At 33.0% G+C, this 14,960-nt stretch carries 12 protein-coding genes; 4 read left to right on the top strand and 8 right to left on the bottom strand.

Going from position 1 to position 14,960, the window contains the following annotated elements; translation table 11 throughout:
• Window positions 1–46: 46 nt before the first annotated feature.
• Together RT99_RS16110 and RT99_RS16105 are read left to right on the top strand one after the other, a co-directional pair.
• The gene (locus RT99_RS16110) at window positions 47–2,455 is read left to right on the top strand and encodes an ABC transporter permease (protein WP_042565786.1); all 2,409 of its coding nucleotides are present in this window, start codon (window positions 47–49) and stop codon (window positions 2,453–2,455) included.
• Entirely contained in the window at window positions 2,456–4,873 is a 2,418-nt protein-coding gene (locus RT99_RS16105) for an ABC transporter permease (protein ID WP_042565785.1), read from the top strand.
• 108 nt (window positions 4,874–4,981) lie between these two features.
• Here the strand turns inward: RT99_RS16105 and RT99_RS16100 are convergent, their stop codons facing one another.
• Genes RT99_RS16100 through RT99_RS16085 form a run of 4 tightly spaced genes read right to left on the bottom strand, consistent with a single transcriptional unit; the run spans window position 4,982 to window position 7,360 of the window.
• Complete coding sequence (locus tag RT99_RS16100) at window positions 4,982–5,302, bottom strand: MazG-like protein (protein ID WP_042565784.1); 321 nt, start codon at window positions 5,300–5,302, stop codon at window positions 4,982–4,984.
• Window positions 5,303–5,305: 3 nt separating this feature from the next.
• Window positions 5,306–6,220 (bottom strand): AraC family transcriptional regulator, encoded by a 915-nt coding sequence (locus RT99_RS16095; RefSeq protein WP_042565783.1) that lies wholly within the window; start codon window positions 6,218–6,220, stop codon window positions 5,306–5,308.
• The gene (locus RT99_RS16090; protein WP_042565782.1) at window positions 6,204–6,542 is read right to left on the bottom strand and encodes a hypothetical protein; all 339 of its coding nucleotides are present in this window, start codon (window positions 6,540–6,542) and stop codon (window positions 6,204–6,206) included. Before RT99_RS16090 ends, RT99_RS16095 begins: the two co-directional genes overlap by 17 nt.
• Window positions 6,543–6,553: 11 nt before the next feature.
• Window positions 6,554–7,360: an SDR family oxidoreductase gene (locus RT99_RS16085; protein WP_042565781.1), complete on the bottom strand. Its 807-nt coding sequence runs from the start codon at window positions 7,358–7,360 to the stop codon at window positions 6,554–6,556.
• A gap of 269 nt (window positions 7,361–7,629) precedes the next feature.
• Between RT99_RS16085 and RT99_RS16080 the strand changes: the two genes are divergently transcribed.
• Window positions 7,630–8,892, top strand: a complete 1,263-nt coding sequence (locus tag RT99_RS16080) for an MFS transporter (RefSeq protein WP_042565780.1) — start codon at window positions 7,630–7,632, stop codon at window positions 8,890–8,892.
• A gap of 38 nt (window positions 8,893–8,930) precedes the next feature.
• Here the strand turns inward: RT99_RS16080 and RT99_RS16075 are convergent, their stop codons facing one another.
• From RT99_RS16075 to RT99_RS16065, 3 genes are read right to left on the bottom strand one after another with little or no spacing between them, the layout of a single operon-like run.
• The gene (locus RT99_RS16075; RefSeq protein ID WP_131494924.1) at window positions 8,931–9,596 is read right to left on the bottom strand and encodes a hypothetical protein; all 666 of its coding nucleotides are present in this window, start codon (window positions 9,594–9,596) and stop codon (window positions 8,931–8,933) included.
• Between the two features lie 21 nt (window positions 9,597–9,617).
• Complete coding sequence (locus RT99_RS16070; RefSeq protein WP_042565778.1) at window positions 9,618–10,136, bottom strand: hypothetical protein; 519 nt, start codon at window positions 10,134–10,136, stop codon at window positions 9,618–9,620.
• A gap of 33 nt (window positions 10,137–10,169) precedes the next feature.
• A complete protein-coding gene (locus RT99_RS16065; protein WP_042565777.1) occupies window positions 10,170–11,393 on the bottom strand; it encodes a DUF4272 domain-containing protein in 1,224 nt (407 codons plus the stop codon).
• A gap of 144 nt (window positions 11,394–11,537) precedes the next feature.
• Here RT99_RS16065 and RT99_RS16060 point away from each other — a divergent pair, with 144 nt between their 5' ends.
• On the top strand, window positions 11,538–12,152 hold the full coding sequence (locus RT99_RS16060; protein ID WP_042565776.1) for a hypothetical protein: 615 nt from the start codon (window positions 11,538–11,540) through the stop codon (window positions 12,150–12,152).
• 102 nt (window positions 12,153–12,254) lie between these two features.
• Here RT99_RS16060 and RT99_RS16055 read toward each other — a convergent pair whose 3' ends face one another.
• Entirely contained in the window at window positions 12,255–14,678 is a 2,424-nt protein-coding gene (locus RT99_RS16055; protein WP_042565775.1) for a glycoside hydrolase family 2 TIM barrel-domain containing protein, read from the bottom strand.
• Window positions 14,679–14,960: the final 282 nt, after the last annotated feature.

Below are 14,960 nucleotides of genomic sequence, written 5' to 3'. Positions count from 1 at the left end.
AAAAGACAATTTTCTTCTTTTTATTCTTAACGCTACAACTAAAACTATGATACTTAACTGGATAAACATATTTATATACCACATTAAAAACAATAAGCTTTTTACAGCTTTGAATATTCTGGGCCTGAGTATTGGAATTGCGGCATTAATTTTTTCGATTTTGTATTGGAACGATGAACATTCTTATGATAAATGGAATACTTCAAATGATAAAACATTTATCGTGATGAATGATTTGGGAGAAGGCAATATCATGGCTTCAAACTCTGCTATTACTGCGCCGGCTATAAAATCAACCACTCCGTATTTAGAAAATTATTGCTATTTCAATACTTATTACACAAAAGAAACAATACAATACAATGGCAAAATAGAATTAGTAGATAAACTGTTTTCGGCCCAAAACAGTTTCTTTTCTTTCTTTCCATTTGAATTCAAATACGGTGATGCAAAAAGTGCGCTGAACGATCCTCAAAGCATTGTTTTTTCTGAAGAAACAGCCTTTCGCTTATTTAAGAATGAAAACCCTGTTGGCAAACAGGTAAAATATGCTGACAAATTATTTGTCGTTCGAGGTGTCTATAGAATACCCGGAAAATCAGTTGTTATGCCGAATGCAGTCACCAACATTATTGAAGAAGACCTGGAACATCTTAAAGACCATTGGGGTTTTAATTTTGGTTTAATCTTAAAACTAAAAAAGAAAAACGATGCAGGACTTGTCATTAAAAGTATGGAACAATTGTTTATCGAAAAAAACTATAAAAGGCAGGCAAGAAAAGAAGGAATGACCCTTGAAGCATTTATAAAAAAATTCGGTGAACCCTTCAAAGTTAAATTACTTCCGTTTGAAAACTCAAGACTTTACAAAGGGAATTATCCGTTTCCGGAAGGAACAGGAAACCTTCAGTTTTTACAAATATTAATGGCGCTGTCTATTTTAATTTTAATATTATCGATTGTAAACTATATCAACTTAGCCACGGCGAATGCCATAAAACGGGCAAAAGAAGTAGGCGTCAGAAAAATTATTGGCGCTACAAAATTGCAAATTGTGTTTCAGTTTGTATTTGAAACTGCGTTAATTACCTTATTTTCCGTATTACTAGCACTCGTAATTGTTGAAATTTCGCTGCCATTTTACAATCAATTTTTAAACAAAGAATTAATTCTCGCCGGATCACAATTTTACCTACAGCTCGTTTTAATCTTCATCGTCGTGATTTTTGTTTGTGGAGTCTTTCCGGCAGTTTACATTTCAAATTTTGCCGTTTTGAATGTTTTAAAAGGAAATTTTTCCCGCAGTAAAAGTGGAATATGGATTAGAAACAGTATGCTGGTTATACAATTTTCGATTGCTGCTTTTTTTATTATCGGTTCTTTTATTGTCTACCAACAGGTCAATTTTATGGTAGAAAAAGATTTAGGCTTTAAAGGATCTCAAATCATGAATATCGCTTTTAGGGAACAAAAAGGCAAAGGTAAATTTGAGCAATACAAAAGCATCCAACAGGAAATACAAAAAATTAACGGTGTCGAAGCCGTTTCTGCCGGAGCATTTTCTATTGGAGAAAACGAAAGTTCAAGAGGTGGTTTATTTTACAACAATAAAGTGACAGTAATTCAGCAAATCGGGTTTGATTTTGGAATGCTGGAAATGTTGGGAATAAAAGTTATAAAAGGAAGATCGCTCACAGATAAACTGGCATCCGATACTATTTCTAATGTTTTACTGAATGAAGTGGCAGCCAAAACTTTGCAGGAAAAAAATCCTTTGGATAAAATAATCGGCTGGAATGGCGAAAAATATAAAGTTGTGGGAATCGTTAAAAACTTCCATTATTCTGGTTTAGACAATGAAATTAATCCTATGATTTTATTCCATATAAATACTCAGAAATGGACGCAAGGCAATATAGAATACGTTTCTGTAAAGATTTCGCCAAAAGATATTTCCAAAACTATTGCTTCCCTAAGGAATTTTTGGTCCAAAAAAGTGGATTCAGAATATCCTTTCGAATACAATTTTGTGGATAAAAATTTCGCCAAAACCTACAAAAAGTATGAAGATCAAAGAAATTTATTCGCTCTCTTGAATCTGGTTGTAATTCTAATTGCCGTTTTCGGATTGTTTGCCTTGGCATCGTTTTCTATGGAAAGAAGATTTAAAGAAATCGCTATTAGAAAAACCCTTGGTGCTGAGACCAATATTTTACTAAAAGAACTTTCTAAACAATATGTGGTTTTCTGCATTATCGGATTTTTAATCGGAATTATTCCGGCTTATATTTTATTAAAAAACTGGCTCGAAGATTTTGCCTTTCGCATCAATATTCCAATTTTACCATTTATTCTTGCCTTTGTGTCTTTATTATTCCTGACACTTGCCGTTGTTTTGGCAAAAGCATACCAAGTAACAAAAGTAGATATCCTGAAATATTTAAAATACGAATAAATGATACTAAACTATATCAATATATTTATTTACCGATTAAAGCACAACATGCTTTTCTCTTTTCTGAATATTCTCGGATTGTCAATAGGAATTGCCGGGCTGATTTTTGCACTGCTTTACTGGAACGACGAACAAAATTACAACGACTGGAATCCTGAAAAAGACAATGTTTATCAGGTTTTGATTCAACTAAGCGATATGCCGGCATGGTCAGATTGTGCCTTATTTTTAAAACCTGCGTTGGATGAAGATCCAAATATCGAAACTATAATGTATGCGGACAGTTGGTATCAAAAGGATAAAATTATTTATAACAGAAAAAAGGAATTTGTAGATAAAATTATCAATGTCGAACAAAATTTCTTTTCTTTTTTTCCTTTCAAAATTATTCTGGGCGATGCAATTTCAGCTATAAAAGATGATTCCAGCATTGCTATTTCAGATATTACGGCTAAAAGAATTTTTGGAAATGAAAATCCTATTGGAAAACAAATAAAATGCTTTGACCAGTTGTTTTCTGTACGGGCCGTATATCATATTCCTGGAAATTCTTCGATTGCGCCAAATGCCATCATCAATAAAATGAAGGAACTGACAACTTCCGGACACATAAATCCGTTTATTTTAAAGTTATTATTAAAAGTAAAAGACCCGTCAAAAGTTGATCTTACAAGAAAGAAACTCGAACGAATTTACAACCACGATTTTATTACGCGACTTTCCAAAGAAGCAGGTTTTACTCCCAAAGAGATGGCTAAAAAAGTAGGTTATTTTAACGTTGTTCTTGAGCCATTGTCAAAAGCCAGATTACATTCGATTGCAGACGGATATCCTGAAACACGGGGAAATTATCAGTTTTTAATGATCATGATGGGGTTATCCGTTTTAATTCTCACTTTATCGATTGTTAATTACATCAATCTCGCAACTGCAAATGCCGTAAAGCGGGCTAAAGAAGTTGGAATACGCAAAATTTCGGGTGCATCTAAAAGTAATATTATTGTACAATTTCTTTTTGAAACGGTTTTAACCACGAGTTTTTCTATTTTACTGGCATTAGTAATTGTAGAACTGACTTTGCCGTATTACAACAACTTTTTAAACAAAAACATTGTACTTCTTGCCAGTCAGTTTTACATACAATTGATATTGATTTTCATCATTACAATTTTGACAGCAGGATTATTTCCGGCAATTTATGTGTCCAATTTCGAAACTTTTAAAGTTCTGAAAGGAAATTTCGAAAGAAGCAAAAACGGAATCTGGCTTCGCAACGGAATGCTGATTTTTCAATTTGCAATTGCGGCCTTTTTTATAATTGGTTCTAACATCGTTTATCAGCAAATTCAATATTTACAGAATAAGGATCTCGGTTTTAAAGGTGATCAGGTTCTTACAATTCCATTAAATATTCCGTTGGCAGAATATACATCCGAAAATGCAGAACAAACCATTTCTGCTAAATACAATACTTTAAAACAGGAATTGGGCAAAATTAAAGGTGTTGAACAAATTTCAACCGGACTTATTTGTTTTGATGGATCTGATAACTCGATTTCACCCGTTCTTTATAACAATGAACTTTTTAAAGAAAGAGGTATCGCTATAGACTATGGTTTACTTGAAATGCTGAATGTTAAAATGAAAGAAGGCAGAAATTTCGATAGAAAATTAGCTTCTGATACCGTTAATTCGGTTATAATAAATGAAAGTGCTTTAAATTTAATGAAGCTTAAAAATCCTATTGGGAAAGAACTTCTGATACGCGATCAGAAATTAAAAATCATTGGTATTGTTAAAGATTTTAATTTACTGAGCCCGGAATTAAAAGTGCCGCCAATTGTTTTCTATCACATTAAAACCTTTAATATGGCGCACAACATCAACAGGGTTTACATAAAAGTAAAATCTGATAATCTGGAAACTACGATTAAAAGGATTGAAAAATTATGGGCAAAAGTGGATACCGAATATCCTTTTCGATATGATTTTGTTGACAAAGAATATGCGAGAACTTACGAATCTTATATTAAGCAAAAGAACTTGTTTTCATTACTGAATATCGTCGTAATCCTAATTGCACTTTTTGGTTTATTTGCGGTTGCCTCTTATTCGATACAAAGACGAATGAAAGAAATTGCCATCAGAAAAACACTTGGCGCCGAAACAAATGTGCTGTTGAAAGAACTGTCGAAACAATATGTTTTGTATTGTATTGTTGGTTTTTTAATTGCGCTGTTTCCTGTTTATTATTTGTTGAATAAATGGCTGGAGAATTTTGCTTTTAGAATCGACATTAGCATAATTCCTTTTATTTTAGGATTTGTTGTGTTATTAATTCTAACTTTAATCATTGTGCTTTCAAGAGCTTATGCGGCAACAAAAACTGATATTTTGAAATATCTGAAATATGAATAAAATCATCTTACTATTTATAATCTTAATTCATTAAAACAAAAAACTCCATTATTGCTAATGGAGTTTTTAAATTTGTTTATTTAAATCGAAGAAAATCAATCAAACGTATTACTCAAACAATTCTTCTGTTTTGGTTAAAAACTCTTGAGTTGCTTCTTCAATATTGATATTCATTCTTTCTGCCAAAACGGTAAGCCACCAAATAGATTCTCCCAATTTATGTTTTAATTCTTCTTCTGTATTTGCTTTTGGCCACCTTCCTTGCTGCGACATTACGTGACGCCCCACTAAACCTGCATCAGTTAAAAAAGCCAATGCATCTTCTTCAACCGTCCATTCGCTACCGTGATGTGTAAGTTCCAATTCTCGGTATTTTGCTCTTATTTTTAAAGAGCGTTCTTTTAATTGTTCAAAATTTATTGATGCCATAATTTAATTTTTATTGAATAATTCCTGAAACGCTACCGGACTTACATTCGTTTTTTTCTTGAATAATTTATTGAACGATTGCGGATGTTCAAACCCTAATTTATAAGCAATTTCAGCAATAGATAAAGTTCCTTTTGCAATGTATTCTTTTGCTTTTTCGATCAATTTGTCATGAATAAACTGCTGCGTATTTTGTCCAGAAACACTTCGCAATAAATCGCTCAAATATCTTGATGACAATTGCAATTCATCTGCCACAAATTGTACCGTTGGCAAACCATTTTCAAGCGGTTTTTCGGTATTAAAATAATCTTCGAGCAGGTTTTCTAGTTTAGAAAGCACGTCATTATTAACCGCTTTTCGGGTAATAAACTGTCTGTTGTAAAACCGATTGCTGTAATTAAGCAACAATTCTAATTGCGAGATAATTACATCCTGACTAAAAGTGTCAATTCGCTGATCGAGTTCGTCCTGAATATTAGCAAAAACCGCCAGAATTGTTTCCTTTTCTTTCTCTGACAAATACAAAGCTTCGGCTGCGGAATACGAGAAAAAACCATACTTTTTAATATTTTCATTTAAAGTATAAGGCCGAATAAAATCAGGGTGAATATTAAGCGACATTCCGCTATAATCCGCTTCTTCTTCCTGCATCTTTAAAATTTGTCCTGGTGCCACAAACGACATTCCGCCTTCTTCAAAATCATAAAATCCATGTCCGTATCGCAATTTTCCGGAGAAATTTGTCTTGAAAGATATCTTGTAAAAATCTAAAATGATTCCCTGTTCAAAATCCTTGGGGTCAAAAATCGCTTTACCATAATCCAAAATACTAATCAGCGGATGCATTGGTTTTGGCTGCCCCATCGCTTTATGCAGTTCTGATATCGACTGGAATATTTTAGGCTGATTTTTCATTTTTAGCAATACTATTGTACAAATTTACAAAATGTTCTACTGGCGCAATATTCCAGCTTACAGAACTTTGATCGATCATATCGTGTACAACCGAATCACTCAATTCTGTCATTAATTTATGCATTGCATTTGTGCCGTCTTGGGTGCTGTCCCAAACGAGCATATCATAAACAACACCTTTTTTTAATTCGAAAATGGTTCTGGAACAAAATCCATTTTGAAGTTTTAAAAATGCATCAATTTCTGCATTGGCCTCAATAAATTGTTGTGTTGTAAAACCATTTAGTTTAAAAGTAGTCAATTCTATCGCTTTATTTTTCATCTGTTTCGAAATTAAAAAGTAAACATTGTTTTGATATTTTGCACCTGAGTTTCGGCACCCAATTTCAAACGTTCATCGTATAAAGCGTTTGCGTCGTTTCCGGCAATATATCGCAATTGAGCTTTATTATCGGTCGCTGCTTCGTAAATAATTTGGGCAACATCTTCGGCTTTTGTATAATTGCTAATTTGCTCTTCACTATAACCTTTGCTTACTTCAGTGGTTAGCTTTTCATACGTTTCATGTTGCCCACCATCCATAGATCGTGTCGTAAAATCAGTCTGCATTCCACCCGGCGCGATTACTTTTACCTGAATTCCGAATTGCACTAATTCAGAAGCTAAACTTTCAGAGAAACCATCAACCGCAAACTTTGTAGCGCTGTAAATAGAGCAAGTCGGAAAACCCATTAATCCAAAAGTCGACGTTATATTAATAAACGTTCCGCTTTTCTTTTCACGAAAGTGAGATACAAAAGCCTTAGAAACTTTAATAACTCCCAATAAATTGGTCTCGATTTGACGTTCGATTTGTTCTTCATTCAAAGATTCTAAAGCACCTATTAAACCATATCCGGCATTGTTCAGCACAACATCGACCGAATATTTCTCTGTAACATTTTTGATAGTAGATTTTATTTGTTCCGAATTTGAAACATCAAGCGGAAGTAGAATTACGTTTTTTAATTGATTTAATTCGGTTTCCTTTTCAGGATTTCGCATTGTGGCAATTACCTGCCAGCCTTTGCTTTGAAATAATTTTGCTGTTGATTTTCCTAATCCTGATGAAGCTCCTGTAATAAAAATTGTCTTTTGCATTTTTAATTGTTTTAAATTTATAATGCAAAGATCAGCCGAAGTATAAGGTTGGAATTAGCCATTTTGGAGTTTGCATTAGCCAAAATGACGAGCATAAAAAAACTCCATTATTGCTAATGGAGTTTTTTTATTAGTGTATTAGAATAGATTATTCTGAATGAGACAACAATTAAATTTATTTACTTTTAATTTATGCAGCACAGATGGAAAACAATTATTCCCTGTTGCGTTTGAATTCGTATATTCGGCCATTATTTTGAAAAAAGAAAATGATTGCAAAATTGAATGAAAAAAAATCCTATCCATGGATTGTTGTGGGCTTGTTGTGGTTTGTAGCTTTACTTAATTATTTAGACCGACAAATGCTTTCTACTATGAAATCAGCGATGATGGATGACATTCCTGAATTGGCTAAAGCTGAAAATTTCGGTCTCTTAATGGCTATTTTCCTTTGGATCTATGCTCTAATGAGCCCTGTTTCCGGAATTATTGCGGATCGATTTAACCGAAAAAGAATAATCATAGGCAGTCTTTTTATTTGGTCTGGGGTTACAATGGCGATGGGGTATGCCACAACTTTCAATCAAATTTATATTTTACGCGGAATTATGGGTTTTAGTGAAGCTTTTTATATTCCAGCTGCATTATCCTTAATTGCAGATTACCATCAGGAAAAAACTCGCTCTTTTGCGATTGCAATTCATACCACGGGAATTTATTTAGGACAGGCGCTGGGTGGTTTTGGAGCTACTGTTTCTAAACATTTTTCCTGGCATTTCAGCTTTCACTCCGTAGGTTTACTAGGTGTACTTTACAGTTTAGTACTGATATTTTTTCTACAGGAAAAGAAAACTTACTTTTTTGATCCTACAAAAAAGTCATCTGTCAGTTATGAATTCAGGCAAATGTTCAAAGGGTTGGGAATATTATTCGGTAATATCTCCTTTTGGGTTTTACTCTTTTATTTCTCTGCACCTAGTTTACCGGGTTGGGCAGCCAAAAACTGGTTACCCACCTTATTTACTGAAACTTTACATTTAGACATGTCTATAGCGGGACCAATTGCAACCGTAACGATTTCGATGTCTTCCTTTTTTGGCGTTTTAATTGGTGGTGCCATTTCAGATAAATGGGTGATGAAACATCTTAAAGGAAGAGTTTACACCAGCGCTATTGGATTGTTTCTTACCATTCCGGCATTGTTTTTATTTGGCTACTGTTGTGACATAGAAGCTATTATTTTTGGTGCGATCCTTTTTGGAATTGGATTTGGAATATACGACACCAACAACATGCCTATTCTTTGTCAGTTTGTTGCGCCTCGTTACAGGGCTACCGGATACGGAATTATGAATTTTGTTGGTATTTCGGCCGGGGCTGTTATCACCGAATTTTTAGGAAAAGCTGCTGATAATGGCGGAATGAGGCACATTTTTGTACTTCTATTATTTGTAGTTGTTACTGCCATCGTTTTACAACTGGTTACCCTACATCCAAAAACTATAGATATGACCGAGGAAAATGAGTTTTAAGGGTTGGTGTTATTTGTTATTTTATATTAGGAATGGTTTTACTTCACATCAAATTTTGTAATGTAATCGTAATCTAAAATTCCTTTTCGTAAAGTCAAAACTATTTCATTATCATCTTTAATCGCTTCATATAATTGTTTTTGGACTTCTAATCTTTCATTATTATCATATTCCGTTTTGATGAAAAGTTCATAGTTTTGTACTCCTTTGCTACTTTTACTTATCTTTTTGTAGTTAATTATATTGGTTTCTTGCTTTTCGATTTCATTAGAAATATTGGTATTTATAAAGATTCCAACACTTGGAATCAACATAAAAGTACACAGACAAATGCAAAATATATTATTTGACTTTGATCCATCATTAGAATTAAGATATCTTCTTAAAATTAAAACGATTAAACTATTGAAAATCAAACTTAAAAACACAAGTTTCCAGAACAAATTATATCCGCCAATTGTGTTTTCAAAATATCTGAAAACAAATACAGACGGAATTAAACCAATAAAAAGGATGTATTGGAAATTTTTATTGAGTTCTCGTTTAGGCTGACCTTTTTTGTATACAATTTTTAAAATTAAATCAGACAAATAATACGATAAAATGATAAAAGACGGAATAGACATAAACAAATATCCAAACTCATTAATTGTGCAGAAAAGAACAATACTGCATAAAACTATTATGATAATATTCTTTGTCATTATTTATTATTTAAGATGAAATTATTGCGTTACTTTCATTCGGTCAGCATAATTCATAATTGTTGTGAATTTTCTAATGACAGCTAAAACATCTTCTTTAGGCTGATCAATTTCACTTAGTTCTATTTTATTTGTTTTTGAACTTTCTTTTCTATGAATTACCAGGAAAAAAGATCTTCCTCTTTTTTCTTTTACGGAATCGTATTCAACATGCTTAATCTCATTCCATTTTATCAGTTCAAGAGCAGAAAATGGAAGAATTGTTTTTCTGACCCAAAAACCATCTTTCTTAATTATAAATTTTGGCTGAGTATCCAAAAGCCATAACCATGACAAAACACACAATATTGAAATCGCTAAAAAAGCAATGGTAAAAATGCCATTAGGATTAAACTTTTCCCACTGAAGAAGTTCTTTAGGCAATTTATAAATCATTAAAACTGCGATTGCCGTAAAAACTACAACCAAAAAAGACTTTACCGAGAAATCTGTTTTAACTTCTATTTCTTCTAAAATTGCAGAATTTTTGAATGTTTCCAAATTAGTTTATGTTTTTGATTTTGCTTTTGCTTTTTAGGTATCACAACTAATAGAATCCCAATCCTGATCCATATAATTTATAAGCCAATTTAAGGCATATTGTCTTTCATAAACAATTCCCGGATTTATGCCTTCGATTTCTCTGCCATTAATTCTTTCGTCAACACAAGCCCAATTGTATCTGTAATACAAATCATCAGCATCCAAAATTTCACTTTTAGATCTTGTCGAAACTATGGCATCTATAAAATCATTTGGATCTTTGTCCGGACCTACGGGATAATCCTCGGGGCTTATATTTTCGAGATTGCAAAACACATCCGGGAAATCCAGGTTTTCAACCTTTTTCAAAGCCCACATTAAAGTCCAGATTCCTTCACATTTCCAGCTTTCCTGTGCTTTTTTGTCATCTGTTGGATCTGCCAGAAACTCTTTTTCATTTTCTGTAACAAAATCCCAAAGATTATAACTTTGCAAATAATCAATCGCTACGTCTGGATCAATACTATTAAAAGCCACTAAATTTGTCATGGCCAAAACGCTTACTCTTTGTGCAATTTCTTTTGGTGTTCTTATAGTCGTTTCGGCTTCAGATTCTATACAAGGCAGATTTTTGTTGATTTTTATGCCTTTTGCTTCCAGAATTTTTTCGTTATTCTCTTTTCTGTTTTTTTGATCTTCTTCCAGTTCATTTTGATCTCCATCAAAATAAACTGAATTGATTTTGACATCTAGTTCATCAATTTCACAATTGCCTTCACCGTCAATGATCAGATTTAAATTCTTGTCTAAAAAATGCTGCCCGTTAGATTTACTGATAGCCGTATCAGGCTGAACAAATAAAACCGCATCAAGTTCGTTTGCTATATTTTCGATTGCTGTTTTTAACTCTTTTACTTCACCTTTTTCCTGAATAATCGAAAATTCGCAATTCAGGGTTTGTATTTTATGAAGAAACAAATCTTTTACTTTTTCATTTACTGTTGGCAATGAATCTACATAGCCATAAAGTCCCTTTAAATTTGCTGTTAAATCAGAATCATTAATTTCTGGAATTTGATAAGAAGGTTTAAGTCTTTCGCGATAAGAAATTTTTATTTTTTTTGAAGAACCCAGAATTCCTCCTTTTATTTCAAGATCGATAATATCAAATTCATCCTGAGTACTAATAACAGCATTACCTTTTGGGAAGCTGGACAGGATTAATTCTTTAATAGTATCAAATCCAACATTATGAGAATAAATGGTACAAATCATTTTACGGCTTTTAAATATTATTTATATGCTAAAATAAGTTATTTTATAAAATCTGCAAGTATAATCTTAACATCTAAAACGTTTTGTTCATTTTTAAATTAATTCTCTACTTTTACTTTAACAAAATATAATCTTAACAGATACATGAAAAAAATAACGCTTTACACAATTATAATTATTGTTTTTTGTAGTTGCCAAAACAAAAAAGAAGAAACCAATATTGCTTCTGAAGAAATTAAAAATATCAACGAGATTGTTGAAGCAATAATAATTCAGGACAGCTTGAATGTATTTTCGAAAAGTGAAGACTCAACAATGTTTTGCAGTGAACTTAGGAGATTAAATATTTACATTCCTGAAAAAAGAAATGATGGATTAAATCTACCTCCACCACCTCAAGATATCTATATTACCGAATTAATAAATAATAAGATCAAAGAAGAAAGTTTTTTTTCATCTAAAGATTCTCTCTATCTATTAAAACAAAATTCAAATCCTGAAAAACTAAAAATTGAAAAATATTTAATTAATAAATTGAACTCAATTACAATTGAAAAAGCAATAATAAGGAATAAAAAAGTTCATCCATTTAAATTTTACGAAATGACTATTCCGGTTCTTTCTCTTGACAGACAAAAAGCATATGTTCAATTAGGTTATCATTGTGGGAGCCTTTGCGGAAATGGAAAAGCCATATATTTGAAAAAAGTAAATGGGAAATGGAAAATAATTGAAAAATGGGAAACTTGGATTAGTTAAACATAAAAAAACAAACCATGTAAATTATATAAGTACAGTTAAGAAAAAATCTAAATCTACTTATATAACTTATATGGTTCAAAAAACGTTGCGGCAATAAATTTAATCCACTTTAACTTCAATTGTAGAAAAAGGTAAACTTCCCGTCGAAGCTTTAATTTTTATTGTTTCCCTCTTTCCAATCGACTGAATAATCGCAATACATTTTCCGTTAAAAAGTTTACACGAATTTGCTTTAAAAGAATCCAGATTCGCCTGATATCCGTTATCAACGCCAACTAATTTTGCTCCGCCCGTAACTTCAAAATTAATTAAATCATTTGCTGTTAGAAGTGAATTTCCAACGGCATCTGTAATAGAAACCGTAATATAAACCAAATCATAACCATCATTTTTGATGACTTGTTTGTCTGCTTTTAAATCAATTTTTGCAGCATCTCCGGCAGTATGAATCTCTTTTTCTAAAACTACTTTTCCGTTTTTTCTCGAAATGGCTTTTATCGTTCCCGGCTCAAATTTTACGCGCCATGAAATATGCAAATCGTCGTTTTGTTTTGATTTTTTTCCGAGAGATTTTCCATTAAGGAATAATTCAACTTCATCGGCATTATTGTAATATGCCCAAACATCAACTTCCTGTCCCGGTTTCCAGTTCCAATGCGGAAAAATATGCAACACAGGTTTAGTTGTCCATTCACTTTGATACATATAATACACATCTTTTGGGAAACCCGCCAAATCTACAATTCCGAAATAAGAACTTCTTGCCGGATACGGGTATGGGTCTGGTTCTCCGATATAATCAAAGCCCGTCCAGATAAAAGTTCCCGCCATGAAATCCTGTTTTTTGATGGTTTTCCAATTCTCTTCGTGCGTTGCGCCCCAATACGATTTTACCTGATCGAAAGCCGAAACCGTCCAATCTGCATTTCCATCAAAAGGAGCGCCATGTTTTGGAGGCCAGGCTTTAATTCCATCCGCAGGAAAATCATAATGTCCACGCGTTTCCAAAGCCGAAACACTTTCCGAAGCAATGATTTTCTGCCCTTTAAAACGAGTTGGAAAATCTTTATAATCTTCATGTTTGTAATTGAATCCCAAAAGATCTAAAGCACCGGATTGATAAATGAAATTTTTCTCAATAACATTCTCCGTCAAAGCAGAAGTTACGGGACGTGTAATATCTAACGATTTTACGATTTTCGCCAATTCTTTCGTAATCGCAATTCCCGTACTATCAAATTGTTCCCTGATTTCGTTACCAATACTCCACATCATAACCGATGGATGATTACGGTCTCTTTTAATAAAATCTTCTAAATCTTTTTTATGCCACGCATCCCAGTCTTTATGATAATCGTTGGTTACTTTTTTCTTTTTCCAAACATCAAAAGCCTCATCCTGAACAATAAAACCCATTTCGTCGCACAATTGCATCATTTCTAACGAATGCGGATTATGTGACATTCTAATGGCATTTACGCCCATTTCTTTCATTAAAACTAACTTTCTTTTTAACGCATGAATATTTTCAACCGCACCCAAAGCTCCATTATCATGATGCAGGCAAACGCCTAAAATTTTCGTTGATTTTCCGTTTAATGAAAATCCTTTTTCGGCATCAAAATCAAAAAAACGAACTCCAAGCGGTGTTTCGTAATTATCAGCCAATTCCCCTTTCTCATAAATTTTAGTGATGATTTTATACAAATATGGATTTTCCGTATCCCATAGTTTTGGCTTTTTTAAAGTAAAATCCTGAATCTTTTTTGAAGATGAATTTGCTGCAATTTTTCCTGTTGCTTGTACCTCGGCAACGTCATCATTATTTTTATCGAAAATGGTAGAAACCAATATAAATTCCTTTTCTCTATCCGAATCATTTTTAACCTCAACTTCTAAATGAACCAAAGCTTTTTCTTTATAAATTTCCGGCGTTGTTACAAAAGTTCCCCATTCGGCAACATGCAATTTTTCGGCGATAACCAAACGCACGTTTCTGTAAATTCCAGATCCTGTATACCATCTTGAATTTGGCTGTGCATCATTATCAACTTTTACAGCGATAATATTGGGCTGACCAAAATTTAAAAACGCTGACAAATCATAAGAAAATGAAATATAGCCGTTAGGACGAATTCCTAAAGAATGTCCGTTAATGAATACCTCGCTGTTTTTAAAAACACCATCAAATTCTACTGAAATAGTTTTGCTTTTAAAGCTTGCAGGAACGGTAAACGTTTTACGATACCAGCCTTTTCCAGCCGGTAAAAATCCTTGCGCTTGTTTTGTTTTACTGTCTTTGTCAAAAGCGCCTTCAATACTCCAATCGTGTGGTAATTGCAAAGTTCTCCAATCGGCAGTACTAAAATCTTTTTGTGGTGCCGATGGATAATCACCCAATTTGAAATTCCAGTTTTTATTGAAATCTTCGATAATTCTGGCTTTTTTTCCTTGGGCAAAAGATGTTGTGGTAAGCAATATTGCTAAAGCTATTGCGGTATTTTTTAAAATGTTTTTGTTCATAAACTTATTTTTATAATCAAATTACGTCCTATTTGTCATTCCGACGGAGGAGGAATCTCCGCAAGAAGCTCTACAAAAATTGTCGACATTCCTTTGCGGAGTTACTTGTGGAGATCCCTCGTTCCTCGGGATGACAAGATTGTGGTTACATTATTTAAATTTTACGTCACAATGTTTTCGTAAAGACACACAGCAGTGCGTCTAACAGTATGGACAATTGGAACGTAGACGCACTGCTGTGCGTCTCTACAATAAAAATCTTTATTAAACCTTCGAGCCTTT

The organism is Flavobacterium sp. MEB061, from assembly GCF_000834715.1.
GTDB classification, from domain to species: Bacteria; Bacteroidota; Bacteroidia; order Flavobacteriales; family Flavobacteriaceae; genus Flavobacterium; species Flavobacterium pectinovorum.
This window is presented reverse-complemented; position numbering and strand designations above follow the sequence as displayed.